General features: G+C 32.0%; 27 protein-coding genes. 16 read left to right on the top strand and 11 right to left on the bottom strand.

The window, feature by feature from the left end:
• Positions 1-276: 276 nt before the first annotated feature.
• The 8 genes from ACI5KZ_RS08310 to ACI5KZ_RS08275 all read left to right on the top strand — a co-directional run bounded on the left by ACI5KZ_RS08310 (position 277) and on the right by ACI5KZ_RS08275 (position 7,222).
• Positions 277-852, top strand: coding sequence for a LysE family translocator (locus ACI5KZ_RS08310; RefSeq protein ID WP_109308805.1), 576 nt, complete (start codon positions 277-279; stop codon positions 850-852).
• A gap of 30 nt (positions 853-882) precedes the next feature.
• Positions 883-1,746, top strand: a complete 864-nt coding sequence (locus ACI5KZ_RS08305; protein WP_406847407.1) for a hydroxymethylglutaryl-CoA lyase — start codon at positions 883-885, stop codon at positions 1,744-1,746.
• Positions 1,747-1,913: 167 nt separating this feature from the next.
• Complete coding sequence (locus ACI5KZ_RS08300; protein ID WP_109308803.1) at positions 1,914-3,092, top strand: porin; 1,179 nt, start codon at positions 1,914-1,916, stop codon at positions 3,090-3,092.
• Positions 3,093-3,206: 114 nt separating this feature from the next.
• Positions 3,207-3,734 carry an FMN-binding protein gene (locus ACI5KZ_RS08295; protein WP_109308802.1) on the top strand — a complete coding sequence of 176 codons (528 nt, stop codon included), beginning with the start codon at positions 3,207-3,209 and terminating at the stop codon, positions 3,732-3,734.
• A 1-nt stretch (position 3,735) separates the two neighbouring features.
• Complete coding sequence (locus ACI5KZ_RS08290) at positions 3,736-4,236, top strand: hypothetical protein (RefSeq protein WP_406847406.1); 501 nt, start codon at positions 3,736-3,738, stop codon at positions 4,234-4,236.
• Between the two features lie 35 nt (positions 4,237-4,271).
• Positions 4,272-4,991: an Insecticidal toxin complex protein gene (locus tag ACI5KZ_RS08285; protein ID WP_109308800.1), complete on the top strand. Its 720-nt coding sequence runs from the start codon at positions 4,272-4,274 to the stop codon at positions 4,989-4,991.
• Between the two features lie 55 nt (positions 4,992-5,046).
• Entirely contained in the window at positions 5,047-6,519 is a 1,473-nt protein-coding gene (guaB, locus tag ACI5KZ_RS08280; RefSeq protein WP_109308799.1) for an IMP dehydrogenase, read from the top strand.
• Positions 6,520-6,574: 55 nt separating this feature from the next.
• Positions 6,575-7,222: a sterol desaturase family protein gene (locus ACI5KZ_RS08275; protein ID WP_109308798.1), complete on the top strand. Its 648-nt coding sequence runs from the start codon at positions 6,575-6,577 to the stop codon at positions 7,220-7,222.
• 4 nt (positions 7,223-7,226) lie between these two features.
• On the opposite strand, the gene ACI5KZ_RS08270 is transcribed toward ACI5KZ_RS08275, so the two are convergent.
• Both ACI5KZ_RS08270 and ACI5KZ_RS08265 read right to left on the bottom strand, forming a co-directional pair.
• Positions 7,227-7,772: a phosphatase PAP2 family protein gene (locus ACI5KZ_RS08270; RefSeq protein ID WP_165815802.1), complete on the bottom strand. Its 546-nt coding sequence runs from the start codon at positions 7,770-7,772 to the stop codon at positions 7,227-7,229.
• A gap of 105 nt (positions 7,773-7,877) precedes the next feature.
• Positions 7,878-8,552 (bottom strand): SIR2 family NAD-dependent protein deacylase, encoded by a 675-nt coding sequence (locus ACI5KZ_RS08265; RefSeq protein WP_406847405.1) that lies wholly within the window; start codon positions 8,550-8,552, stop codon positions 7,878-7,880.
• Positions 8,553-8,661: 109 nt separating this feature from the next.
• Here ACI5KZ_RS08265 and ACI5KZ_RS08260 point away from each other — a divergent pair, with 109 nt between their 5' ends.
• Both ACI5KZ_RS08260 and ACI5KZ_RS08255 read left to right on the top strand, forming a co-directional pair.
• The gene (locus ACI5KZ_RS08260) at positions 8,662-9,861 is read left to right on the top strand and encodes a CHRD domain-containing protein (RefSeq protein ID WP_109308795.1); all 1,200 of its coding nucleotides are present in this window, start codon (positions 8,662-8,664) and stop codon (positions 9,859-9,861) included.
• 173 nt (positions 9,862-10,034) lie between these two features.
• Entirely contained in the window at positions 10,035-10,691 is a 657-nt protein-coding gene (locus ACI5KZ_RS08255) for a TrmH family RNA methyltransferase (RefSeq protein WP_406847404.1), read from the top strand.
• A 105-nt stretch (positions 10,692-10,796) separates the two neighbouring features.
• Here ACI5KZ_RS08255 and ACI5KZ_RS08250 read toward each other — a convergent pair whose 3' ends face one another.
• The 5 genes from ACI5KZ_RS08250 to ACI5KZ_RS08230 all read right to left on the bottom strand — a co-directional run bounded on the left by ACI5KZ_RS08250 (position 10,797) and on the right by ACI5KZ_RS08230 (position 16,840).
• Complete coding sequence (locus ACI5KZ_RS08250; protein WP_165815801.1) at positions 10,797-11,576, bottom strand: carboxypeptidase-like regulatory domain-containing protein; 780 nt, start codon at positions 11,574-11,576, stop codon at positions 10,797-10,799.
• 106 nt (positions 11,577-11,682) lie between these two features.
• Positions 11,683-13,542, bottom strand: coding sequence for a DEAD/DEAH box helicase (locus ACI5KZ_RS08245; RefSeq protein ID WP_406847403.1), 1,860 nt, complete (start codon positions 13,540-13,542; stop codon positions 11,683-11,685).
• Between the two features lie 334 nt (positions 13,543-13,876).
• The gene (locus ACI5KZ_RS08240; RefSeq protein WP_406847521.1) at positions 13,877-14,296 is read right to left on the bottom strand and encodes an urea transporter; all 420 of its coding nucleotides are present in this window, start codon (positions 14,294-14,296) and stop codon (positions 13,877-13,879) included.
• A 169-nt stretch (positions 14,297-14,465) separates the two neighbouring features.
• The gene (locus ACI5KZ_RS08235; protein WP_109308790.1) at positions 14,466-16,130 is read right to left on the bottom strand and encodes a serine hydrolase; all 1,665 of its coding nucleotides are present in this window, start codon (positions 16,128-16,130) and stop codon (positions 14,466-14,468) included.
• Between the two features lie 134 nt (positions 16,131-16,264).
• The gene (locus tag ACI5KZ_RS08230; protein WP_406847402.1) at positions 16,265-16,840 is read right to left on the bottom strand and encodes a non-canonical purine NTP diphosphatase; all 576 of its coding nucleotides are present in this window, start codon (positions 16,838-16,840) and stop codon (positions 16,265-16,267) included.
• A 191-nt stretch (positions 16,841-17,031) separates the two neighbouring features.
• On the opposite strand from ACI5KZ_RS08230, the gene ACI5KZ_RS08225 reads away from it, so the two are divergent.
• A complete protein-coding gene (locus tag ACI5KZ_RS08225; protein ID WP_406847401.1) occupies positions 17,032-17,931 on the top strand; it encodes a DUF4421 family protein in 900 nt (299 codons plus the stop codon).
• Here the strand turns inward: ACI5KZ_RS08225 and ACI5KZ_RS08220 are convergent.
• Genes ACI5KZ_RS08220 through ACI5KZ_RS08210 form a run of 3 tightly spaced genes read right to left on the bottom strand, consistent with a single transcriptional unit; the run spans position 17,915 to position 19,674 of the window.
• A complete protein-coding gene (locus tag ACI5KZ_RS08220; protein WP_406847400.1) occupies positions 17,915-18,154 on the bottom strand; it encodes a VF530 family DNA-binding protein in 240 nt (79 codons plus the stop codon). The two genes, ACI5KZ_RS08225 and ACI5KZ_RS08220, sit on opposite strands and share 17 nt — an antisense overlap.
• Positions 18,155-18,370 (bottom strand): DUF6500 family protein, encoded by a 216-nt coding sequence (locus tag ACI5KZ_RS08215; RefSeq protein WP_109308788.1) that lies wholly within the window; start codon positions 18,368-18,370, stop codon positions 18,155-18,157.
• Between the two features lie 5 nt (positions 18,371-18,375).
• Entirely contained in the window at positions 18,376-19,674 is a 1,299-nt protein-coding gene (locus ACI5KZ_RS08210) for a DEAD/DEAH box helicase (protein WP_406847399.1), read from the bottom strand.
• A gap of 180 nt (positions 19,675-19,854) precedes the next feature.
• Between ACI5KZ_RS08210 and ACI5KZ_RS08205 the strand changes: the two genes are divergently transcribed.
• The 4 genes from ACI5KZ_RS08205 (at position 19,855) to hpf (ending at position 23,837) form a co-directional block, all read left to right on the top strand.
• Positions 19,855-21,498, top strand: a complete 1,644-nt coding sequence (locus ACI5KZ_RS08205) for an AMP-binding protein (RefSeq protein ID WP_406847398.1) — start codon at positions 19,855-19,857, stop codon at positions 21,496-21,498.
• A 30-nt stretch (positions 21,499-21,528) separates the two neighbouring features.
• The gene (locus tag ACI5KZ_RS08200) at positions 21,529-23,076 is read left to right on the top strand and encodes a lipopolysaccharide assembly protein LapB (RefSeq protein ID WP_109308785.1); all 1,548 of its coding nucleotides are present in this window, start codon (positions 21,529-21,531) and stop codon (positions 23,074-23,076) included.
• 138 nt (positions 23,077-23,214) lie between these two features.
• Positions 23,215-23,376 (top strand): hypothetical protein, encoded by a 162-nt coding sequence (locus tag ACI5KZ_RS08195; RefSeq protein WP_165815800.1) that lies wholly within the window; start codon positions 23,215-23,217, stop codon positions 23,374-23,376.
• Positions 23,377-23,537: 161 nt separating this feature from the next.
• Positions 23,538-23,837, top strand: coding sequence for a ribosome hibernation-promoting factor, HPF/YfiA family (gene hpf / locus ACI5KZ_RS08190; RefSeq protein ID WP_109308784.1), 300 nt, complete (start codon positions 23,538-23,540; stop codon positions 23,835-23,837).
• 65 nt (positions 23,838-23,902) lie between these two features.
• Here the strand turns inward: hpf and rlmH are convergent, their stop codons facing one another.
• On the bottom strand, positions 23,903-24,376 hold the full coding sequence (rlmH, locus tag ACI5KZ_RS08185; protein WP_109308783.1) for a 23S rRNA (pseudouridine(1915)-N(3))-methyltransferase RlmH: 474 nt from the start codon (positions 24,374-24,376) through the stop codon (positions 23,903-23,905).
• Positions 24,377-24,549: 173 nt separating this feature from the next.
• Here rlmH and nadC point away from each other — a divergent pair, with 173 nt between their 5' ends.
• Positions 24,550-25,407: a carboxylating nicotinate-nucleotide diphosphorylase gene (nadC, locus tag ACI5KZ_RS08180; protein WP_406847397.1), complete on the top strand. Its 858-nt coding sequence runs from the start codon at positions 24,550-24,552 to the stop codon at positions 25,405-25,407.
• Positions 25,408-25,440: the final 33 nt, after the last annotated feature.

Genomic DNA, 25,440 nt, shown 5'->3' with positions numbered 1-25,440 from the left:
TTTTATTAATAGTCGCTTGCTTTTATTTAAAATTACAATCGTTTAATATCATTCATGTCGTTGAAGGTTTAATTAGTTAAGTGTTTTTTTAATTAAATATGAGTTTGAATTGATAAACTTATCAATAAATCGAAAATCTTTATAGTAGTAAATCATCATTTAAATTTCATTCAACAAAGCCTTGAAAACAGATTTATAATTCTATTTTTACACAAAAAACACACGCTGAATTTCGACATCCTTATATCATTTATAATAGCCACAGCAGCCTTAGCCATGTCTCCAGGGCCGGATAATATTTATGTCTTGATGCAAAGCATCAGTCATGGAAAAAACTCAGGATTAGCAACTGTCTCTGGATTGATTTCAGGTTGTTTGGTTCATACAACACTTGTTGCCTTTGGAGTGTCAGCACTTATTAAAGAAAATGATTATCTATTTATTATTATTAAACTTTTTGGAGCAGCTTACTTATTATATTTAGCATTTAAGGTTTTTAAAAGCGATGGAGAATTGCAATTACATGCTGGAAATATCCCTAAAAAAGGTGGATTCCAATTGTTTAAACAAGGGTTTTTAATGAATGTTTTAAATCCAAAAGTCTCTTTATTCTTTCTAGCCTTATTTCCTGGGTTTTTGTTTAGTGACACTTTAAGCGAAGTGACACAATTTTATGTATTAGGACTTTTGTTTATGGCAGTATCCCTCATTATTTTTTCTTGTATCGCCATTTTAGCAGGTTCAATTTCAAATTATATCAAACAACATAAACATATAGGAAGCTATTTAAAATGGTTGCAAATTATTGTGTTTGTAGGTATTGCAGTTTTCATCTTGATTTCAAAAAAATAGTGCTATTTTTACAGTTCCAACGTAAATAAAATGTCAAATCCAGTAAAAGTTATTGAATGCCCTAGAGATGCCATGCAGGGCATTAAAGACTTTATTCCAACCGAAAAAAAAGTTCAGTACATTCAATCATTACTTCGAGTTGGATTTGATACCATTGATTTTGGAAGTTTTGTTTCGCCAAAAGCCATTCCACAGATGGTGGATACAGCCAAAGTATTAGACCAATTAGATCTAAGCAAAACGGAAAGCAAATTATTAGCTATTATTGCCAATACTCGTGGAGCTCAAGATGCTTCTGGGCATCAACAAATAGATTATTTAGGGTATCCGTTTTCAATTTCAGAAAATTTCCAAATGCGTAATACGCATAAAACCATTGCACAATCTGTAGTAACTCTAACTGAAATACTTGAAATTGCATATAAAACAAACAAACAAGTTGTGGTTTATATTTCTATGGGATTTGGTAATCCATATGGAGACCCTTGGAATGTTGAAATAGTAGGAGAGTGGACAGAAAGACTTTATAATATGGGAGTAAAAATCCTCTCTCTAAGCGATACAATTGGAAGTTCTAATCCTGAAAATATCAACTATTTGTTTTCGAATTTAATACCAAAATATCCAAATATCGAATTTGGTGCTCATTTACATACCACACCTACAACCTGGTTTGAAAAAGTAGATGCAGCTTATAAGGCAGGATGCAAACGTTTTGACGGAGCCATTCAAGGCTTTGGAGGTTGCCCAATGGCTAAAGATGAACTTACTGGCAATATGCCTACCGAAAAACTACTGTCTTACTTCACCCAAAAAAAAGTTTCTAACTTAAATGCATTAAGTTTTGAGAGCGCGTATAATGAAGCAACCAAAATTTTTAATGCATATCATTAAACTTTTACGGCACTTATTTTTCACGAATTCAATTAGTTAAAATTTTTGTTATTTTTTTATTTTAAATTAATCTAAATAAGCTTTGCGTATTTAAAATCCTATACTATTTTTGCAGTCGAAAAACATTAAATTATTTATAATAAGTCTAAATAAAAGTAAAGGTAATAATGAAAAATATTATTCTATCAATTTCAGTTTTAGTTTCAACGATTGGGTTTTCCCAAACTGTTCCAGATTCTTTATATACAAATCCGCAACAACAAGAAAATTCAGCTCAACGTATCTTGTCAGGTAATGTTAGTTCTGGAGTTACTGTTGGTGGTTATGGAGAGATTACTTATAACCAGCCAGAAGGAGATAATGGCGAGTTAGATGTACAACGTTTGGTATTATTATTCGGTTACAAATTTAGCGATAAAGTGCAATTTGTAACAGAAGTAGAATTAGAGCATGTTGAAGAAGTTTATGTTGAACAAGCATTCTTGCAATATAGTTTATCAGACCATGTAAATCTACGTGGTGGTTTAATGTTAGTGCCTATGGGTATTGTTAATGAATACCATGAGCCAACAACTTTTAATGGTGTAGAAAGACCTAGTATGGATAAAAGCATTGTGCCAACAACTTGGAGAGAAATTGGTGTAGGTGTTTCTGGAAGATTTAATGAGATTTCGTTAGGCTACCAAGCATATATCTTTACGGGTTTTGCTTCGGTAAATGGTTCTAAGGTTCTTGGTGGAAAAGATGGTTTACGAAACGGAAGACAAAAAGGAATTCAATCTACAGTAGATTCACCTAACTTATCTGTTAAATTTGATTATTATGGCCTACCAGGATTACGATTAGGGTTATCTGGATACGTTGGTCGTTCGCAAGCAGAAGATGATGTTGAAGATTTAGACGGTTCTAGCGTAGGTTTGTCTATGGTAGGACTTGATGCTCGTTATGCTTACAAACGTATTGCTGCACGGGGTCAAATTGTGTATGCTGGATTGACAGATACTGAAGCTTATAATGAATTGTATTACGATTTAGAAGCAGATCCAACACAAGGACTTGGAAGCGCTATGCAAGGATGGTATTTAGAAGCATCCTATAATTTACTACCACTTACTAAAAAACAACAGCTTTATGCATTTGCACGTTATGAAGATTACGATACAAACGCATCAGTTGAAGGAGATCTATTGATAAATGACGCTTATAATAGAAGCGATTGGACCTTAGGTTTGTCTTATAAATTAACTCCTGGAGCTGTCGTTAAAGCAGATTATCAGTTTAAAAACGATGCGACCAATAATGATTTAGGAAACCAGTTAAATTTCGGAATCGGAGTTTGGTTTTAATATAAAGATTTAGTTTTTAATTTTTATTTGTCCTGTAGCTAGAGAGATTTTTTTTTCACTCTAGCTATTTGGCATTTTAGTTGGTAACATTAAACATTTAAATATCTTTGCAAAATGAATATAAAACTTACTATAATTTTTATTCTCCTGTTTGGATTTCAAGTTATTGGATTGCCAAAAAACCTTCAGAAAAAAGTGGATAAAGAAATAACTGAAACTTTTCAAACAAAAAACTTTACGTTTGAGGCTTTTGTTATCCCCACTAATGTCGCATCAGAATTACCATCTAAATTTGAAACCAATAATTTTTTTCAAATCCATTCAAACAATCAATTGTTGGGTTATGCTTATGTTTCTAAGGCTCCAAGTAAAACAGACCAGTTCGATTATTTGGTTTTATTAGATACTGAATTAATTGTATTAAGTTCGAAAGTATTAGTTTATAGAGAAGATTATGGTGGTGAAATAGGCAGTAAACGTTGGTTAAAACAATTTATTGGTAAAACTCAAAATGACGATCTAAGATATGGCGATAATATTATGGCCATTTCTGGAGCAACCATTTCTGTAAGATCCATGACGACTGCAATGAATAATTTATTACAATCTTTAAAAATTCTTCATTCAAAAAACATGATTTAATATGGAATTAAACGGTTTAATTTATACGTTTCCTAAAGAAATAAAGCTTTTAATTGCAGCTTTTATTATTGTGTTAAGTGTTGGGTTTTTTACAGGGCTGCTTTTTGTTGGCGAAACATCTAGCACTAATCCACATGGTATAGAGGAACAATATTTAGGAAACGAAAACAATGAATCAGCAACCGTGATGAAGTTTAAAAAAAGCGAAAAGGAAATGCTTACGTTGGTTCATAATCATATTTTATCTATGTCAATTATTTTCTTTTTAGTAGGTATAATTTTAAGTACAACCAAAATAAATAAGACTCTTAAATTGTTTTTAATTATTGAGCCATTTCTTTCTGTTATTTTAACATTTGGTGGACTTTATCTGCTTTGGGCTGGATTTTACTGGACCAAGTATATTGTAATGTTTTCTGGAATTTTAATGACACTTACTTTTTCACTTTCAGTACTAATTATATTAAAACAACTTTTTGATTTTAAAAAAGTGAATAATTAGAATATTCTTGTAAATTTATCTTTCATTAAATTTATATGAAGCTATTTTTATATGTGTTTTTTTTATGCTTTACGACCATAAGTTTTTCTAAAGAGTATAAGAACCTCAATGAATACCAAAAAAAGACTGGAAAACTCCAATTAGAATCTTCCGACTGGCTTAGAAAAGACAGAAAAGATAACACCTTAATTTGGCAACAAGCCAATTTGTATAATTTAAAAAACAACCTTCCTTTAGAATACAAGTCTATTAAAGAACGTACCGATTTTTATTTATGGATATATAACGCATTAGATGCAAAAGGTTCCGAAGTAGTTTGGCCAGAAATGGCACATTTTATATCTAATAAATTAGAAAATATCAAAGCTTTTCCTTTTAATATTTTCACAAGAAAAGAAGTGAAACGATACGCTACAAAAGGAAGTGAAACAGTTTTTATTAAGGCCTTTTCAAAAATGAAGACGCTTTATTTTTCTGAATCGATTTTAAAATCAGATAAAGCATTGACTTGGGATGAGGAGATTATTCATGAAGAACAATATGTTTGGTTGGAAGAAATATATAATCAAGTAGACTCAAAAACTTTGAAAACTATTGATAAAATGGCTAAGGGTAAATGTATTTATAAATTCATGGTGCCCAAAGAAGTTGTATTTTCAGGAGATTTATCCAATAAAGAAAATAGATATCATTATGCTTTAAAGACCCTAAGGCCTTATTGCAAAACGGAATATAAATATTTTAAGAATAACTAAAATTTAGTTAGGTATAAATATTGTATATTTGCACGCAATTAAATGTAATTGCAACATGATATCACATTCAAACAAAATTGTAGGAGAAGGTTTAACTTACGACGACGTCCTACTAGTACCGGCTTTTTCAGAAGTATTACCACGAGAAGTCAATATTCAAACAAAATTCACTAAAAATATTACAATTAACATTCCTATAGTTTCAGCAGCTATGGATACGGTTACTGAGAGTGCTATGGCAATTGCTATAGCAAGAGAAGGAGGAATTGGTGTGCTTCATAAGAATATGACGATTGCTCAACAAGCTAACGAAGTCCGGAAAGTAAAACGTGCAGAAAGTGGTATGATAACAGATCCTGTAACACTTACCATAGAAGCAAAAGTACTTGATGCTAAACAAAATATGGCAGAACACAGTATAGGAGGGATTCCAATTGTGGACGATCAAGGGTTTTTAAAAGGGATTGTAACCAATAGAGATTTGCGTTTTGAAAAAGATGGAGAAAGACCCATCGTTGACGTTATGACTAGTGATAGATTGGTAACAGCACCTGTTGGGACATCTTTACAACAAGCCGAAGTGATTTTGCAAGAACATAAAATTGAGAAATTATTGATTGTTGATGACAATTATAAACTAGCAGGTTTAATTACATTTAGAGACATTACTAAACTAACCCAAAAACCTATTTCTAATAAAGATGTGTTTGGTCGTTTACGTGTTGCTGCAGCTCTTGGAGTAACCCCAGATGTTGTCGAACGTACAGCTGCTTTGGTAAATTCTGGCGTAGATGCAGTTATTATTGATACGGCACATGGACATACAAAAGGAGTTGTAGCTGTACTTAAAGAGGTTAAAGCTAAATTTCCCAAATTAGATGTTATTGTTGGTAATATAGCAACAGCAGAAGCAGCAAAATATTTGGTTGAAGCAGGTGCAGATGCTATTAAAGTTGGTATTGGACCAGGTTCAATTTGTACTACTCGTGTAGTTGCTGGAGTTGGTTTTCCTCAATTTTCAGCTGTTTTAGAAGTCGCTGCAGCCATTAAAGGTTCAGGAGTTCCAGTAATTGCAGATGGAGGTATTCGTTATACTGGAGATATTCCAAAGGCCATAGCAGCAGGAGCAGATAGCGTAATGTTAGGCTCTTTATTAGCTGGAACTAAAGAAAGTCCTGGTGAAACTATTATTTATGAAGGCAGAAAATTTAAGTCTTATAGAGGTATGGGCTCAGTAGAAGCTATGAAACAAGGAAGTAAAGATCGATATTTTCAAGATGTGGAAGACGATATTAAAAAATTAGTCCCAGAAGGTATTGTAGGTCGTGTTCCATATAAAGGGGAGTTGTATGAAAGTATTCATCAATTTGTTGGTGGGTTAAGAGCTGGAATGGGTTATTGTGGTGCTAAAGATATAGAGACACTTAAAGATAAAGGGCAATTTGTAAAAATAACAGCCTCTGGAATTAATGAAAGCCATCCACACGATGTTACTATTACAAAAGAATCACCTAATTATTCTAGATAGTTTTTTTGTATATCTTTATTTTTTATAATTTTGCAATAATAAACGAGTATAAATTATGAAACCAGAAGTGACTACAGATTTTCAAACTGGTCAAGCAGAAATATTTAAAAATCCAATTTTAGAACGTTTAACAAAAACGGATCCTATTTCAAATATTATTGTTTACGGTTTAATTAATGCCTTTTTAGTCTACTTAGCTATAGGAGTTATTGGATTAAGCGTATGGTCCTTTTTAGGGTTGTTTGTTTTTGGTTTATTCTTTTGGACTTTTGCTGAATACATGTTACATCGTTATGTGTTTCATTGGGTAACAGAAGCTAAATGGTCTCAAAGATTTCATTTTATCATGCATGGCGCTCATCATAATTTCCCAACAGATAAAGACCGTTTGTTAATGCCTCCTGTTCCGGGGATTATTTTAGCATCTTTTTTATTCGGGATTTTCTTTGTTGTATTTTGGGCTACAGGTTTTACGCAATTAGTTTATGGTTTTTTTCCAGGTTTTTTTATTGGGTATTTAATGTATTCATTTGTACACAGAGCTACTCATGTCATGCGTCCTCCTAAACGTTTTAGAGATTTATGGCACCACCATAGTCTACATCATTATAAGTATCCTAACAAAGCTTTTGGTGTTTCTAACACTTTTTGGGATAAAGTATTTGGAACGATGCCTCCAAAAAAAGAAAAAAAGAAAGCTTAGTCTTCTAAAATTTAAATTTAGCAGTTATAAGATAGTGGTTGTTTCTGGAATAGAAACCTAATTCAACGGGGTTATTTTGGTAAGGTTTTGTGAAAATATATGTGCTACCAATACCAATGGCTGCACCTCCTAGGACATCCCATATATCATGCCATCCATCTGGTCCTTCCATTCTACTTACACCAACAATAGAAGCCAATAAATAGGCCCATTTTCCATATTTCCAACCATAGCGTCTTTGGATAAATGAAGCACCACTAAAGGCAGAGGTAGTATGACCTGAGGGAAAAGCATCATAGAGATTTCTACCTTCAGGACGCTGTTTATGAACTATTTTTTTTAAAGCATGGGCAATTATAAAACTAGTAGTATAAGAAAATGCAAACTGTTTGCTGCCTTCCCAATCTTTTTTGAAAACAGTTGCTAATCCAGCAGCTACTGGTAGTGCTATTTGTAATATATCTCCAGTTCCTTCTAGGACATATTCCCATTTTTCGTGTGTGCTATTTGGATTTGGATCTGTGTTTTGTGAATATGAATAATTCATCATGAATACTTGGATTAGTATGATTATCATTATTCGTAACATTCAAAAAAAGAATATAGTTAGACAAAAATAGAACTCTATTACTGCCTTTAATATTGCACGAAGTAATTAAGAAAGTAATTCTACAAGTTTTTTTACACCTTTAGTAGCAGTTTCAGGGATCACTGTAATTCTTTGGTTATTTACTTTCGCTGGTTTTGGATCTATGTAATAAATTGGAATGTGGTTTGGAGTAAAATCCATCAAGCTAGCAGCAGGGTATACTTGCATGGAAGTGCCAATAATTACAAGAATATCGGCCGTTTCACAAATGGAAATTGCTTTATCAATCATTGGTACAGCTTCACCAAACCAAACGATATGTGGTCTCATTTGATATCCTTTTTCACAAACATCGCCAAGTAAAATATCTTGTTTCCAATCAATAATAGATGTCTCGTTATATATATTTCTAGCTTTTAGTAACTCGCCATGTAAGTGTATGATATTAGAACTTCCAGCACGTTCGTGTAAATCATCTACATTTTGAGTAATAATAGTTACTTTATATTCTTCCTCTAAAGCGGCTAATGTTTTATGAGCTAGGTTTGGATGAACCGTTAGGAGTTGTTTTCTTCTTTCGTTATAAAAATTTAAAACCAACTCAGGGTTCTTTGTAAATCCTTCTGGAGACGCCACTTCCATAACATCATGACCTTCCCAAAGACCATCGGCGTCTCGAAAGGTTTTAATGCCACTTTCGGCACTAATTCCTGCTCCTGATAATACAACGATGTGTTTCATTTTGTGAAATTATAACATTTCAAACTTAAAATAAAATAAAAAAGGAGTGCAACAACACTTTAAAAATTTATATATTATGTGTAATATTACAGATATTTAATATTAGATTATGAAGACACTATTTAAGTCACTAATTTTATTTTTACCCTTAATTATTTTAAAGGGCTGTAGTGGTGATGACCATATTACTCCCATAGATTCCAGTCAGATTTCTAAAACTTATGCATTAAGTTCTATTAATGATAATAATGTAACTGGTCATGCGAAATTCATTAAAAACGAAGATAATTCCACAACCGTAGAGTTAGATTTCACTTCTATTCCAACAGGTGGTTCGCATCCAGCGCACATTCATTATAATACAGCTGCTGAAGGTGGAGACATAGCTATTACGTTAGGTACAGTAAGTGGAACTACAGGTTTTAGTACTATTACTTTTTCAGCTTTAGATGATGGAACTCCAATAACATACGACGAGTTAATGAGCTTTGATGGGTATATTAATGTCCACGAAAGTGAAACGCAATTAGACCTTATTGTAGCTCAAGGAGATATTGGTCAAAATGAACTTACTGGTGTGTCTAAAACCTATCCATTAGGTGAAAAAGATATGCCTGGAATTTCAGGAATTGCTAGATTTTCAGAACGAGAAAATGGTGAAGCACTTGCTGTAATTGAATTAACAAATACCATAGATGGAAATATGTATCCAGCACATATCCATAATAATACAGCTGCTGAAGGTGGAGATATTGCTTTTACTTTTAATCCAATTAATGGAAATACCGGAAAAAGTTTTACCAATGTTTCTGAATTTGATGATGCTATCTCTTTTTTATATCTAGATGTTATTGATTTTGATGGATATATTAATGTTCATGAAAGCGAGACAAACCTAGGTACTATAGTGGCACAAGGAGATATTGGTCAGAATGAACTTACAGGAGATTACATATCTTATAGTTTAGATGAGGTTGATATGTCTGGAATAAGTGGAACTGCCACTTTCTATGGAAGAACTAACGGTGAAGCTTTAGCCGTTATCGAATTACAAAACACTCCTGTAGACGGTATACATCCTGCTTATATATATGCGAATGATGTGGATACAGCTGGTAACATTATTTTTACATTTAATCCAGTTGATGGAAATACTGGGCTAAGCCAAACGAATGTATCTGTTTTAGATGACGATTCTGTCTTTGGATTTGAAGATGTATTAGTTGTCAATGGTCATATAAAGGTACAACTAAGTACCACTCAGCCTACAATCTTTGTAGCCCAAGGGAATATTGGCTCAAATGATTAAATTTAAAATATAATTGAAATTAAGAGGTTGTTTGAAAAGCTTAAATAATCGTTATTTTGAATTAATTTCAGAATCTTAGCCTAATTTATTACTGGGATTAAAGGAAACTGAAAAAAGTTCTGTTTGACGAAAAATTTACTTTTTAAACAACTTCTTTTTTTTATTTTTAAAATATGGTAGATTTAAAACTTTTGGAATATCTTGAAACCTATTTAACTGAAAATAGAAGACAACGTTTCAATAATGTACTTGCTCAAAGAACAAAACATTTTACAGTTGCAACTGAAGATGTTTATCAACTCCATAATACAAGTGCCGTTATAAGAAGTTGCGACGTATTTGGCATTCAAGACGTCCATATAGTTGAAGAGGTGAATTCGAAGCAAATAGATAGGGAGATTGCTATGGGAGCTCAGAAATGGGTCGATTTAAAGAGGTTTCATTCTGTAAAAGATTGTATTCAAGATTTAAAACATAAAGGGTACCAAATTGTTGCTACAACACCACATACAAACGACTGTTTGTTGCATGAATTTGATGTTTCTAAAAAATCCTGTTTTTTCTTTGGAAGAGAAACTCAAGGCTTGTCACAAGAAGTCTTAGATCAGGCAGATTGTTATTTAAAAATTCCTATGTCTGGTTTTACAGAGAGTTTAAACATTTCGGTGTCTGCAGCTATTATTCTACAACATGTTACCACAAAATTAAAACAGACTAATATCCATTGGGAACTTACAGAGATAGAACAACAAGAAAAACGACTAGATTGGATTAAGAAAACTATTAAAAGTTACGATGAGATTGTAGCTAGATTTTACGACAAGACTTAAAAATATACCAATCTATCGCATGATTGAATGTATTGTACTATAATAAAGATGTCTTACAATAATGGGCAAAAAAAAGCAGAAAATAATATTTCTGCTTTTCTATTTTTATAATCTTCCTTTATTCTTGCTCCTACTTAAAACCTTATATTCTTCATAGCATTCACTAATGGCATCTAATATTTGAAGATCGTTTGCTGTTTCAATAAAGCTTTTCGAATAATTACATTGCCTGATTATTTCATCTAAATCTGCACGATCTACTTGTAATAAAGCTGTAAGCATCTCCCGGTCAAATCTATTGGCTAGAAGGGTTCTTATTTCATCATCTTGCTTCATTTTCTTCAATTTTCGCATTTCGTTTGGCTGTTTTCCAAACATACTATACAAAAAGTCTGCTGGGTTAAATACAGCACCAAGGACTCTAGTTACAGCATTTGAAGAAGACCCTCCAGCTTCATAACCCGTTTGAAGTCCAGAAATATTATATCTGTAATTTGTGTTTATTGGTACCTGCTTAATGTCAACTTCAAGAAATCCTGTTAGTTTAAATTCGTTAACAACAACTTCTTCTAATGCAAAAGCTAATTCTGTTAATTGAATGGTTGAAACACCAAACTTTATCCAGTCGTTAGTAACCCTTACTTTTATGGATTTAAAACCTAAATAAGATAAATGAAGTGTGTCTGTTGCTTTTGCTTTAATCTCAAACTCACCTCTAACATTAGTAGTGGTCCCTTTTACTTGATTTAAGTTAACAATATTTACGCTTTCTAAAGGCACGCCTTCAGAAGCATTAATTACAATACCTTTTACAGTAGTTTCTTCTTGACCATAGGTAAAAGAGATTCCAAAAATAAGAGTAAATAGTAAAAGCAGTTTTTTCATTAAAGCCATATTGAGCATAAAAGTAATAAACTAAACGAGAATATATTTAGATGTCTTATATTTTGACTAAAAATTAACAAATTACTTGACCTAAGGCAAGTAACTTTTAACGTCTAGAGCGTCTTGGTCTTTCAGAACTGGTACTAGATTCAGTACGTCTTGATCGAGTTTCATTACTTGAGGAACTGCGTCTGTCGCTTCTATCACTTCTAGAACCAGAAGAACGTCTGTCACTTCTGTTTCCATCGCCTCTTGAGCTAGAACGTCTGTCTCCTCTTGGTTTATCGTCGCTACGTCTTTTGCTTCCTCCACCATCACGACGTCTTTTGTTTCTACTAGTACCGCCACCTTTATCTTCGCTTATTTCTACATTAACAAAACGACCATCGTGTTTAAAATCTGTAAAAAATGCTAATACTTTTTCTTGGTGTTCTTTTTCTGTATTGAAAAAAGAAAAACTTTCTTTAACGTCTACTTTAAAGACATCGTCTCTTCCAAGTTCTAGAACTTCTTTTAAGAAATCTTTCAATTTCATCCAGTCGTAACCATCTTTTCTACCAACGTTAATAAAGTAACGAGAACCGTTAGAACCTCCACTAAAAGCTCTTCCACCTCTATCTCTATCTTCGCCACGTGAAGTATCTGTTACATTTAGGTTTTTAGTTTTCTGATAGTAATTAAAAAATCTTGTAAACTCTACTGAGAAAAATTTCTTAATTAATTCGTCTTTAGTAGTATCTGCAAATAAGTCGTTGATGCTTTCTAAATACTTATCAATTTCATGATTGATTTCTGTATTATTAATTTTATTAGCAAGCGACATTAATTGAACTTCACAAATTTCCATACCATCTGGAATCTCTTTAAGCTCGAATTTTTGATTAATAATGCGCTCAATACTTTTTATTTTTCTTTCTTCACTTTTCGAAACAATTACCATGGAGATACCAGTTTTACCAGCTCGTCCTGTACGTCCAGATCTATGTGTATAAACTTCTGGTTCATCAGGTAATTGATAGTTGATGACGTGAGTAATATCGTCCACATCAATACCACGAGCAGCTACATCTGTAGCAACCAGCATTTGTATTTGTTTGTTTCTAAAGGATTTCATAACCAAATCTCGTTGGTTCTGACTTAAATCGCCATGTAATGCTCCAGCTGAATAACCATCTTCAATTAAGTTTTCGGCTACTTTTTGAGTGTCTCGTTTAGTTCTACAGAAAATTACCGAGAAAATATCTGGATTGGCATCTGCTAAGCGTTTTAAAGCTTGGTAGCGATCTCTAGCATTTACTAAATAGTATTCGTGTGAGACTTGGTTGGTACTTTCATTCTTATTTCCTACTGTTATTTCAATAGGACTCTTCATGAATTTTTTTGCAATGTTGGAGACTTCTTTAGGCATGGTTGCAGAAAACAACCAGGTATTTTTGTCTTCAGGAGTATGAGATAAGATGTCGGTAATATCTTCTTTAAAGCCCATGTTTAACATTTCATCAGCTTCATCTAAAACGGAATATTCTATTTTAGAAATATCGACCATTTTTCTTTTAATCATATCCTTCATTCTACCAGGAGTTGCAACAATAATTTGAGCGCCTCTTTTTACTTCTCTGGCTTGATCTGTAATACTTGCTCCTCCATAAATTGCAACCACGTTAAGACCTTTACAATATTTACCATATTGTTTCATCTCGTTTGTAATTTGTAAACAAAGTTCGCGAGTAGGAGATAGGATTAAACCTTGAGTGGTTCTACTATCAATATTAATTTTTTGTAGCATTGGAAACCCAAAAGCTGCAGTTTTTCCAGTTCCGGTTTGCGCTAAAGCAACTAGATCTGTTTCTTTTTCTAATAAAATTGGAATAGCTTTGGCTTGGACATCACTTGGGGTCTCAAAGCCCATATCTGTAATTGCTTGTAAAAGGTCTTTATTAAGACCTAAATCTTGGAATGTGTTCATTCGTTTGTATAAGTAATCGATTAAATTATGTGGTGTTACATAAGAAGCGAATCGACATACTTAACCTAAACTTCTAGTAACACATCCTCTCTCTGAGGAATTATTAATCAGAACTTCAGGCTCCGATAAATTTCGTGCAAAGGTACACTTTTATTTTATATAATGGTGTTGAATGTGTAAGAATCTAAAAACTAGTTAAATGAAGTTTCATGGATTCGATTTCAATTTAAAATTAGTTGGATATTGTTATTGGTTATTCATCTTTTTGAGCAACTTGTCATACAAAACCTCTTTTTTTCAAAAATTTCAATGTTTCCTAAATTTATTTCTTATTTTAATAGGAGTTAGATTTAAATTTAGTTAGTTTTTTTAACCTTAAAACCATCCAAGTAGCTAAGACAAATGGGGCTGTTAACGTTATGATTCCCGTTATTGCCAGTCCGATATTTATCAATGTGGAGAGAATTATTGCCATAGTAATCCACAGTAAATCTCGCCATCCTTTTCCTGAAAGTGCGATGGCACAAAGTATACCATTGTAACCCATAAGTCCAGTATTAATTGATGAAAATGACACTGAAAACAGCCAGCCAGTTATGGAGCCCATTACAGCAGCATAAATGGCATAAATTGCCATTAGTTTATTGTTTATTAAAATAGCAAACAGAAAAAATAATCCCGTAATAACATTTTCTTGAAACATTACTTGACCGATGCCTCGAAATATTGTTTGAGTAAACCTCATTAAATTAATGATAAAGTTGTTTCTATTTGCGTTAATAAAAAAACAAGTTATTCTAAAGATTAAAAATTTCTATAAATATATTTATTTGCTTTTGTCTTTTATTGTATTTGTTGTGAAATAGCACAATCTATTTTTAATTGAGGCTTCCATTAATTTATTGTTGATAAACAGACGTCGTTTAGTTCTGTATATTAGGTAATATATATTTTTCTAAAATCAATTCTGGTTGTTGAAACTTCCCGTTTCTAAAATTTCCAGATGTTATTACTACAACTGTTTCTAATTCTGGTATTACAAAAATATATTGTCCGCCATTTCCTCTTGCTTCAATGGATTTTATAATTTTCTCGTTTACTTGATATGTGTTGTGCCACCACAAATATCCATAACCGTTTTTTTTAGGCACATTTTCTAAATCATGATAATTTTTAAAAGAGTTTACGACCCATTGTTCACTTAATACCTGTTCGTTTTTCCAGATTCCTTTCAGAAGATATAGTTGACCAAACCTCATCATGTCTCTTGGTGTTAAATACATGCCTCCACCAAAGTAGGGACGACCTTTAATATCTGTTTGAATGATGTAATTAGAAATTTCTAATTTTTGAAATAAGTTTTTGTCCATAAATAATTCTAATGGCTCTAAAACCACAGAGTCTATAGCTACACCAAGAAGATAAGGGTTAGCTGAGCCGTAATTAGCATGTTTATTTGGTTTGCTTAACATTTCCGCTTTTAGCACAGTTTCTGTCCAGTCTCTAGAAGGTTGGTAATTATTTTCGGATGCTGTTGATCTTCTCTCCCTTGTATAATCATCTGCATCTAATCCGGAACTCATAGTTAAAAGACTTTGAATGTCTATTTGAGATTTTAAACTATCTTTAAGAGGTTGATATGTATTTGGGAGAAAATCAAAAATAGATTGCTCAACACTTGTAAATAACGATTTGGTTTCTGCAATTCCTACTATGGCAGACGAAATACTTTTTGATGCCGAACGCATGTCGTGAGGAATTTCCTTATTGTATCCATCAAAATAATTTTCATAAATAATTTTGCCATTTTTAGAAATTAAAACTGCATGTGTGTTTGGAAGTGAATCTTTTAAAATTAAATTCTCCAATTCACTTAGCTGAATGTTTTGATAGATTCTGTCTTGTTTTATTGTTTCAAATCCTCCTATTTGCCAATCATTCTTAGATATATTTAATACTATTTGGGTTACTAAATAATGTTCTAGATAAATTGATAGTTGTATTTTTTCATTCCCTAATTCCCCTTTAAATTTCAGTCCAGTTTTAATATCTGAAAAAAAAATGGTGTCATTTTTTTTTTGAAAATTTCCACACCAAGTTCCAGTGAAACGGTTATCTCCTAGAATGGGATATGCTTGATATGAATCGCCTGAACCATTCTCAATACTCAAATAAAAATTTTGAGATTTTAACTCGTCTACCATTAAAATATTCCAAACACCAGTAAATGAGCCCGTTTTTGTTTTGGTTAATTTTACGTGATATAGTAACATGCCAGATTTTATAAAACCATTGATTTCATTACTTTTATTAGATAATACGCCTTGAAAAGATAAATTTTCTCCTAGCTTAACATGTATCAACTTAGGATCAGTTTTCTTAAATGATTGTTCGATGATTGCCTTATTGTTTGAAATAATAAGAATTGGTTTTTCTGTTTGTAATCCAGTTATTTCGATTGAGAAATTGAACACATTTTCATTTTTAATTTTTCCTTCCCAGTTATTTGTATAATCGGCCATATTTTGAGCAGATACACTAAATGAGATAATAGATAAAAAGTAAAGTATGATTTTTTGAAATTTCATTCTCGTTTGATTTTGAATAATCTAGTCTGCTTTTTAGCTTTCAGGTAACGTCTTCTTATAAATCCAAAGATAGTTGATTAGTTTTTTGGAGTGTTGGGTTGTCTATATAAATAATAACCAAGAGCTTTAAAAAGCTATATCTTATTAAGGTAATTTACCAACTGCTTCACAGCCTTGCCACGATGTCCAATCGTATTTTTTTCTTCTAATGAAATTTCCGCAAAAGTTTTTATAAAACCCTTAGCTTTAAAAATGGGGTCGTACCCAAAACCTTGTTCGCCTTGTTTTTCATGAGTAATGTTTCCTTCGCAAATACCTGTAAAAGTTCGCAATTCACCATGTAAATTAAGTGCAACTACAGTTTTAAATTGGGCTTGCCTATTGGGCTTATCTTTTAAGTTTTCAAGTAATAAATTCATATTGTCATTAGCATCTCGTTGTGTACCTGCATAACGAGCAGAATACACACCTGGCTCACCATTTAAAGCTTTAACCTCAAGCCCTGTATCGTCTGCAAAACAATCGTAACCATAATGAGCTTTTATGTATTCAGCTTTTTGTATGGCATTACCTTCAATAGTTTCTTGAGTTTCTGGAACATCTTCTAGACAGCCAATATCTTTTAGACTGAGTAGTTGGATATGTTCAGGAATTAAAACTTGAACTTCTTTAAGTTTATTTAAATTATTAGTGGCAAAAACGAGTTTCATAATTTTTAAATTATTGAAAATTGACATTTAATTTCAAAAAAACGGAAAATAATATTAATTTCATTGAAATATTTGCAATTTCCCGAATCTCTATGTTTAAACAAACTTGCTTAGTAATATGTATTTTAAGTTTTACAATGTCTCTACATGCGCAAAAGATAAAAAAATCTGATTCCTTAAGTACAAAGCAAATGATAGATACATTGTTAATTGATAGAGATATGAATAATTGGTCTGTTAGACTCTTTACTAATTACAAAGGACAAAGTTTTAATTTGATAAATAATGAGGATAAGATATCTTTTAAACCTAACAATAGAGCTGGTGTTGGTTTTGGTCTAGGAACGAGCAAGCTAATTATTGATATAGCTTTTAATTTAAAAGGCAACGAAGAAAATCCAACCCAACGGTTTGATATGCAAGGATCTTTAATTGTAGGCTCTAATCATTTAGTTGGTCTATATGTTCAAAGATATAAAGGGTTTAATGTCAAAAATAATTTTAATGAACCAGAGTTTTTTAGTAGTGATATTACTTCACTTTCAATAGGGTTTAGTTATCTATATTCTTTCGATGAGATCTCATTTTCTTCAGCAACTTTAAAAGCTGGATTAGCCAAAGAAGAAAAGAAACATTTCATATCGTATGGAGTTGGAGGTTTTATGGTCTATGATAATTTTTATACTGATAATACTATAATACCATACAATGGCGATTTTAATGAAGATGCTTATTTAAATGAATTTAAGGGAATTGGAGTAGGGGTTTCTGGTGGTATTTTATCTGTTTTTGTGCTTCCTGCTAACTTTTTTGCAACTTTAAATGTCATTCCTGGAATTGGGTTTATGTACAAGAAAGGATATTCGGAAACCAACAATTACAGAGCATCTAACCCAATGCTTTATAAACTAGACTATAATGCAGGTATAGGGTATAATTATAAACGTTTTTATATAACCCTACTTTATGGAAGTAGCATTTATACAACCAACTTAGATTATGGGTTAAATTATTTGTTTAGCAATACCAAAGCTAAAATCTCTATAGGTTATAAAATTAAGGTGAATAAAAAGATTAAGACTTCTTTGTAATGTTTTGTTTATTAAGCATGTTTAAATACATGTTCTCTACTTTTGTTCTAGCCCAAGGTGTACGTCTAAGAAATTTCAAACTAGATTTAATAGATGGGTTGTCTTGAAAACAACGAATGTTTATTTGATGTCCCATATATTCCCAACCATAATGCATTTCTAGGTCAGTTACTATTTGTTCTAACTTGACACCATGTAACGGATTGTTTGGTTGCTTTTCCATTTATAAATTAGAAACTAGATTTTTAATTTTTTCAGCTTTCTCAAAATGATCTAATTTATGAGTTAAAATCCACCAAGTGGCAGCTTCCATAAGTAATTCTGGGTTGTCATTTTTATTGGCAAAGAAAGCATAAAAAGACAGACCTACATTAAGTCCTTTTTGCTCAATTTTGCGATTACAAACGGCTATTATTTTTTCTTTTAATGCGGGAGTCATACAAGTTAATTTCTACGGTCGTCAGAACGTCTCTTATTTCTTTTAGGACGTCTCGAATTATTTGAAGTATTGCTGTTATTCGATCTGTTTGAATTTTGAGAACGTTGGTTGTTATTGTTAGATCGAGAAGAACGTCCTCCACCTTGTTTTTTAGGTTCTGTTGATGCATTTGGGTCTGGTTCAAATCCTTCTAGAATCTCTTTTGGAATTCTCATGCCAACTAATTTTTCAATATCTCTTAAATAAGTCGTTTCGTCTGCACTTACTAATGAAATAGCTTCACCACTAGCTCCAGCACGACCTGTTCTACCAATTCTATGAACATAATCTTCAGAAATGTTAGGAAGTTCGTAATTCACTACATGTGGTAATAATGGAATATCGAGACCGCGAGCAGCAATATCTGTAGCCACTAACACGCGAACACTTCCGTTTTTAAATCCTGCTAAGGCTTTGGTTCTAGCACCTTGACTTTTATTACCATGAATGGCAGCAGCTGAAATACCAGCGCTTAACATCTTTTTACAAAGTTTGTTAGCGCCATGTTTGGTACGTGTAAAAACCAAAACTTGTTTCCAATTGCCATCGGAAATTAATTTAATAATTAAGGCTGATTTTTTACCACTTGCTACACGATATACTTTTTGATTGATAGCATCTACAGTCGAATTTTCTGGAGTAGCTTCAACTTGAACAGGATGATGTAAAATACCATTTGCTAATTTTCTTATGTCTTTTGAAAATGTAGCAGAAAACATCAAATTTTGACGTTTTGCTGGCATCATATTCATAATGCGCTCAATATCACGTAAAAATCCCATGTCTAACATTCTGTCTGCTTCATCTAAAACCAAGATATCGACATTTTTTAAAGATAAAAGTCCTTGATTCTGTAAATCGATTAGGCGTCCAGGAGTTGCTACTAAAACATCAACACCCTGACGTATAGTAGCTACTTGAGGCTTTTGATTAACACCTCCAAAAATAACAGCACTTCTTAAGTTTGTAAACTCGCTATACTCTTTAACATTTGCATAAACTTGTGCTGCTAATTCACGTGTTGGTGTTAAGATTAAAGCACGAATAGATCTGAATTTCGATGTCTCTCTTTCAGAAAGAATATGAAGTAGAGGCAGGGTGAAACCTGCAGTTTTTCCTGTACCAGTTTGAGCAGAAGCTAAAACATCTTTTCCTTGTAAAATGGGTGGAATGGCTTTAAGTTGAATAGGAGATGGTTCATTATATCCTTTTTTACTGATAGCTTTAAGAATCGCTTCAGAAAGGCCTAATGTGTTAAATGACATATATTGTATTTGATAAATGACAAGTTATATGCCATTTTTTTATTGGTTGCAAAGTTACAGCTAATTTTTTCGAAGTTGTTTTAATATTTGAATTTATTGAGAATTGCTAATGTGATTTTAGTCTGTTTTGTCAAAAAAAACAGAAACTTTATACTATCTTTAAAAACCAATCAAAAAGTTATGTCAAATTTCCAATCTCCTCTAGAGGCTTTCTTGCATTGGGAAGCTAATTCTCCAAATCAAGTTTTTTTAAAACAGCCAATTAAAGGCAAATTACGCACTTATACATTTGCAGAAGCTGGTAATGAAGCTAGAAGGATAGCTGCAGCTTTGCAGGATTATAATTTGCCAGATGAAAGTCATGTCGCTTTGTTGTCGAAAAATTGTGCCCATTGGATGATGGCAGATTTAGCCATTATGATGGCTGGTTACGTGTCTATTCCTATTTACCCAACCTTAAACGATATTTCTATTCAGCAGATTCTAGAACATAGTAATTCGAAAGTAATTATTATAGGAAAATTAGATAACTATTCTGCCCAAAAATCTGGAATTAAAAACATCCCTAAAATATGTGTTGATTTATATGATGAAAATGATGGCGAATCATGGGAAGAAATTGTAAATAAAACACAGCCGTTAGAAGACGTAACTTTACCAAGTCTTGATAAATTACATACTATAATTTATACCTCTGGTACAACAGGAACCCCAAAAGGTGTTATGCATACCGTAGGTAATTTTATTAAAAGTGCTAACATTATGAAAAATGTTATGAACTTACCACAAGGGTCTCGGTTTTTTTCTTATTTGCCATTAGCACATGTTGCAGAACGCATGGGAATTGCAACACATGGTTTTGTTATTGGAGCCGAATTTTCTTTTCCAGAAAGCTTAGACTCTTTTGCTTCTGACTTAGAACAATGTCAGCCTCATATCTTTTTTGCAGTACCTAGAATTTGGGCGAAATTTCAAGAGAAGATTCTTGAAAAAATGCCAAAAAAGAAGTTAAGCATTTTATTAACCATACCCATTTTAAATGGTATTATAAAAAAGAAACTAAAACAAAAATTAGGTTTAAAAGAAGCAAAATTCATTATTTCTGGGGCAGCACCATTATCAGTAAACTTAATGTATTGGTATAAAAAAATAGGTGTAGAGATATTGCAAGGTTATGGAATGACAGAAGATTGTATCATCTCACATTTTAATTTACCAAATGAAAACATGATAGGGACTGTAGGTAAAAGGTTGTCAACTGTTCAGACCAAATTATCAGTTGAAGGCGAAGTTTTAATAAAGAACGATTGTCTAATGACGGGTTATTACAAAGCTCCCGAATTGACAGCAAGTGTTTTTACAGAAGATGGCTATTTAAAAACTGGCGATATTGGAGAATACAATCACGAAGGTTATTTAACGATTACAGGTCGTGTTAAAGACCAATTTAAAACAGATAAAGGCAATTATATTTCTCCTTCGCTCATAGAATTAAATTTTTCGAAAAACAATAGTATAGAACAAATTTGTATTGTAGGAACAGGAATACCACAACCTATAGCCTTAATTACCTTGTCTGAGCTTGGTAAATCTAAAACTAAAAACCTTTTGATACAAAGTTTGAAAAATTCTGTCAAAGAGATTAATAAGGACTTAAGTAAACACGAAAAAATTGAAAAAATAATTATTATGAAAGAGGATTGGAGTGTTGATAATGGTATGACCACACCAACCTTAAAAGTAAAAAGGAACAGCATTGAAAAAGTGCATCAACCTTTATATAAAAGTTGGTTTGACATGGAAGATAAAGTTATTTTTGAATGATGTAATTATTATAATCTTAAATATTTTAAAATGAAAAATCTAATATATATACTTGTTTTTACTTTGATATTCTCTTGTAAAAAAGAAAATAAAAAAGCAGATACCCTTGGCGTTGTTCAATTTCAGGTAACAGGTAACAAAGAAGCGCAAAACTACTTTGAAAAGGGACTTTTACTGCTTCATAGTTTTGAATATGATGATGCGAGAGAAGAGTTTTTAAAAGCACAAAAAGCAGACCCAAGCATGGCCATGGCTTATTGGGGAGAGGCTATGACATATAATCACAGTCTCTGGGGAGAACAGGATTATGATGCTGGGTTTTCAGCCATTGAAAACGTGGCACATCTCCAAGATTCTGAAGATTATTCTCAAACTGAAAAAGGTTTCCTTGAAGCCGTCTCCATTCTTTACAAACCAAAAACAGCCAAAGTTGCAAGAGATCAAGCTTATAAAGAGTATATGAAAACCTTGCATGAGACCTATCCTGACAATCAAGAAGTTGCTGCATTTTATGCTATTTCATTATTAGGTTCTGTTCCAGAAGGGCGAGATGATGCTATTTATGGACAAGGTGCAGAGATAGCTAAAAAGGTGCTTGATAAAAACCCAAAACATCCTGGAGCACTTCATTATTTAATACATTCTTACGACGACCCTAATCATGCTCAATTAGCAATAGATGCTGCTAATAGTTATTCTAAAGTAGCTCCAGATGCTAGTCATGCCTTGCACATGCCTTCACATATTTATGTAGCTTTAGGTATGTGGGACGAAGTAATAAATTCCAACATCGATTCCTATCAAGCAAGTTTAAATAGAATGGAACGTAAAGAATTAGGCAACGATGCTCGTGGTTACCATGCTTATCATTGGTTAGAATATGGATATTTACAAAGAGGAGATTTTGATAAAGCCAAACAAATGGTTTTAGATATGGAAACCTATACAAAAGAAACCCCTTCAAACAGATCTAAAATTCATTTAGTTTTCTTGAAAGGAACTTACTTAGTAGAAACCAACCTATGGGATTCACCAATTGCTGATATTGAAATTGATGTTTCAAACTTATCTGTAACAGGACAATCACAATATTATTTTATTGAAGGTTATAAGGCTTTTTCAAATAAAAAAGTTGAAAAACTTACATCTATCATAGAAACACTTTCAAAAGAAATAAATAAAGAATCTTTATTAGTAGAAAATATAAGCGATGGATTTACAGTCTGTTCGTCACTTTCTAGAAGTGCTCCAACACAAACCAACATCAATCAATCTCTGGTCATGTTAAAACAGTTAGAAGCATTAAAGTCTTGGTTAGAAGATGATGTTCTTGAAACAGAAAAACTTTTTCAAGAAACAATTTCTAACGAACAAGAGCTAAGCTATAGTTATGGACCTCCAGTAATTCAAAAACCAACTAATGAATTGTATGCAGATTGGTTAATGAGTCAGAATAGGTTTCATGAAGCCATCGAGCATTATACTGCTACTTTAGAAAGAGCTACTAAAAGAAGATTGGCCCTTGAAGGTATTGAGAGAGCAATGCAACTATCTGAGGCTGAGAATGTGGGAATTTAAAATATTATTTTCATATGTAGACTAATTGTTAATAATTTGTTAAGGAATCTCCCTGTTTTTTTTGTATATTGCTAATCATCAATCATATAAATATCAATTCTTACTAGTTAATAGTCTAACTAATTATTTGTATTTATTATGAAAACCAAAACTTTATTTAGTGCAGAGAATACGGCAGAAAATGTCTTATTTGGAATTTTTGTTGGAATAGCTATTTATGTAAAAATTCAAATCATCTTGTTTATTATTGATTTATTTCATAGTACAGACATTCAAGCAAGTATTGCTACTTTACTTTAAAAAAATAGCAATTATACTCGTCTTCAATAGCTATTACGCTTAATTTTTTACTTTAGGCAAATGATTGTTTCATTTTGAACAAAATATGATATATATCATTATATTTTGTTCTTTTTTCTTATAATATTGTTATATATTTAATACAATAAAATCAATATTCTATGAACATCATTATTCAATATGTAAATATGGATTCAAGCGAATCTTTATCAAACTATACGAAAGAGAAACTACAAAAATTAGCAAAAAGGTACGATTGGTTAATTGGCTGTGATGTATTTTTTAAACAAGATAATAACCAAAAAGAGCAAGGTAAAATATGTAATATGGAGTTGAGCTTGCCTGGACCAAAAATATTCGCTACTTCTACCGAAAAGAATTTTGAAGCTGCAGTAAAAGAAACGATTAACGATTTAGATATTCAGCTTAAAAAGAGAAAACAAACATTTTCAACACATTAGAAACATCATTTCTTAAGACAGAAATAAGCCACGAGTTCAATAATATGATTGATTTTGTGGCTTTTTTAATGATGATGGTAAGGCTCATTTTTTAGTATAGTAAAGCCTCTATATAGTTGTTCAACAATAAATAACCGAATCATTTGGTGTGAGAAAGTCATTTTCGATAAAGACAATTTACCTTGAGCTTTTGAATAAACAGCTTCTGAGAAACCATAAGGGCCACCAATAACAAAGACAATTTGCTTAATGCCAGAATTCATATGTTTTTGTAAGTAATTTGAAAAACCTACAGAACTTAATTGCTTCCCATTTTCATCTAATAAAATTAAAACATCTTGATTTTGAAGTTTGCTTAAAATCAGCTCGCCTTCTTTTTGTTTTTGCTGATCCACGCTTAAGTGTTTTACTTTTTTTAAATCTGGAATGATCTCAAACTCAAATTTAATGTAAAAGCCCAAACGTTTTTGGTAATCATCAATTAATGCTTGAAGTTGCTTGTTGTCGGTTTTGCCAATGGCAAGAAGTTTTATATGCATGATTAAGTTTAGTCGAGCGCAGTTAAAACGTTATTATTTCCTCTCGACTGCGCTCGAGGGAAATACCTCATTCTTATAATATTCACAAATTTACATATTAATTAGAATTTTGAATTTAGAAAGTAATTAATTTACAATTCAATTAGTATTTTTACATGATAAAATAAAATAAAATGATTTCACAAGAGCAATTTGATACAGAAATTGAATTAATTATAGCCAATGCTATTAGAGAAGACGTAGGAGATGGCGACCATAGTTCTTTGGCTTGTATTCCAAGATCAGCAAATGGAAAAGCAAAACTTTTGGTGAAAGACAATGGTGTTATTGCAGGTGTTGCGTTTGCAAAAAAAGTATTTAATTATATCGACAAAGATTTAAAAGTTGAGACACTACTAGAAGATAGTTCATTAGTTAAATATGGCGATATTGTTTTTTATGTTGAAGGGGCTTCGCAATCTATTTTAAAAGCAGAAAGACTCGTTTTAAATGCCATGCAACGCATGAGTGCCATTGCTACTAAAACAAAGCAGTTTGTCGATTTATTAGAAGGTACAGAAACAAAAATTTTAGATACTAGAAAAACAACACCAGGAATTCGTGCTTTAGAAAAATGGGCTGTAAAAATTGGAGGAGGTGAAAACCATAGATTTGCACTTTATGATATGATTATGCTAAAAGATAATCATATTGATTTTGCAGGTGGTATTACTAATGCTATTAACAAAACAAAAACTTATTTAAAGGACACTAACAGAGATTTGAAAATTATTGTTGAAGCTAGAAACTTAGAGGAAATTAAAGAAATTCTTCAAACAAAAGGGGTTTATAGAATACTAATAGATAATTTTAATTTTGAAGATACTAGAAAAGCCGTAGCTTTAATTGGAGATAGTTGTTTAACAGAGTCTTCTGGAGGTATAAACGAAAAAACCATTAGAAATTACGCCGAATGTGGTGTAGATTATATTTCATCAGGAGCTTTAACGCATTCAGTTTACAATATGGATTTAAGTTTAAAAGCCGTTTAATCTTAAATTTATAATAGATTATCACTTAGAACT

Origin of the sequence: Xanthomarina sp. GH4-25 (genome assembly GCF_045363175.1) — a bacterium.
Lineage (GTDB): Bacteria > Bacteroidota > Bacteroidia > Flavobacteriales > Flavobacteriaceae > Xanthomarina.
The sequence above is the reverse complement of the archived record's forward strand: the minus strand, read 5'-3'. Positions and strand labels throughout refer to the sequence as shown.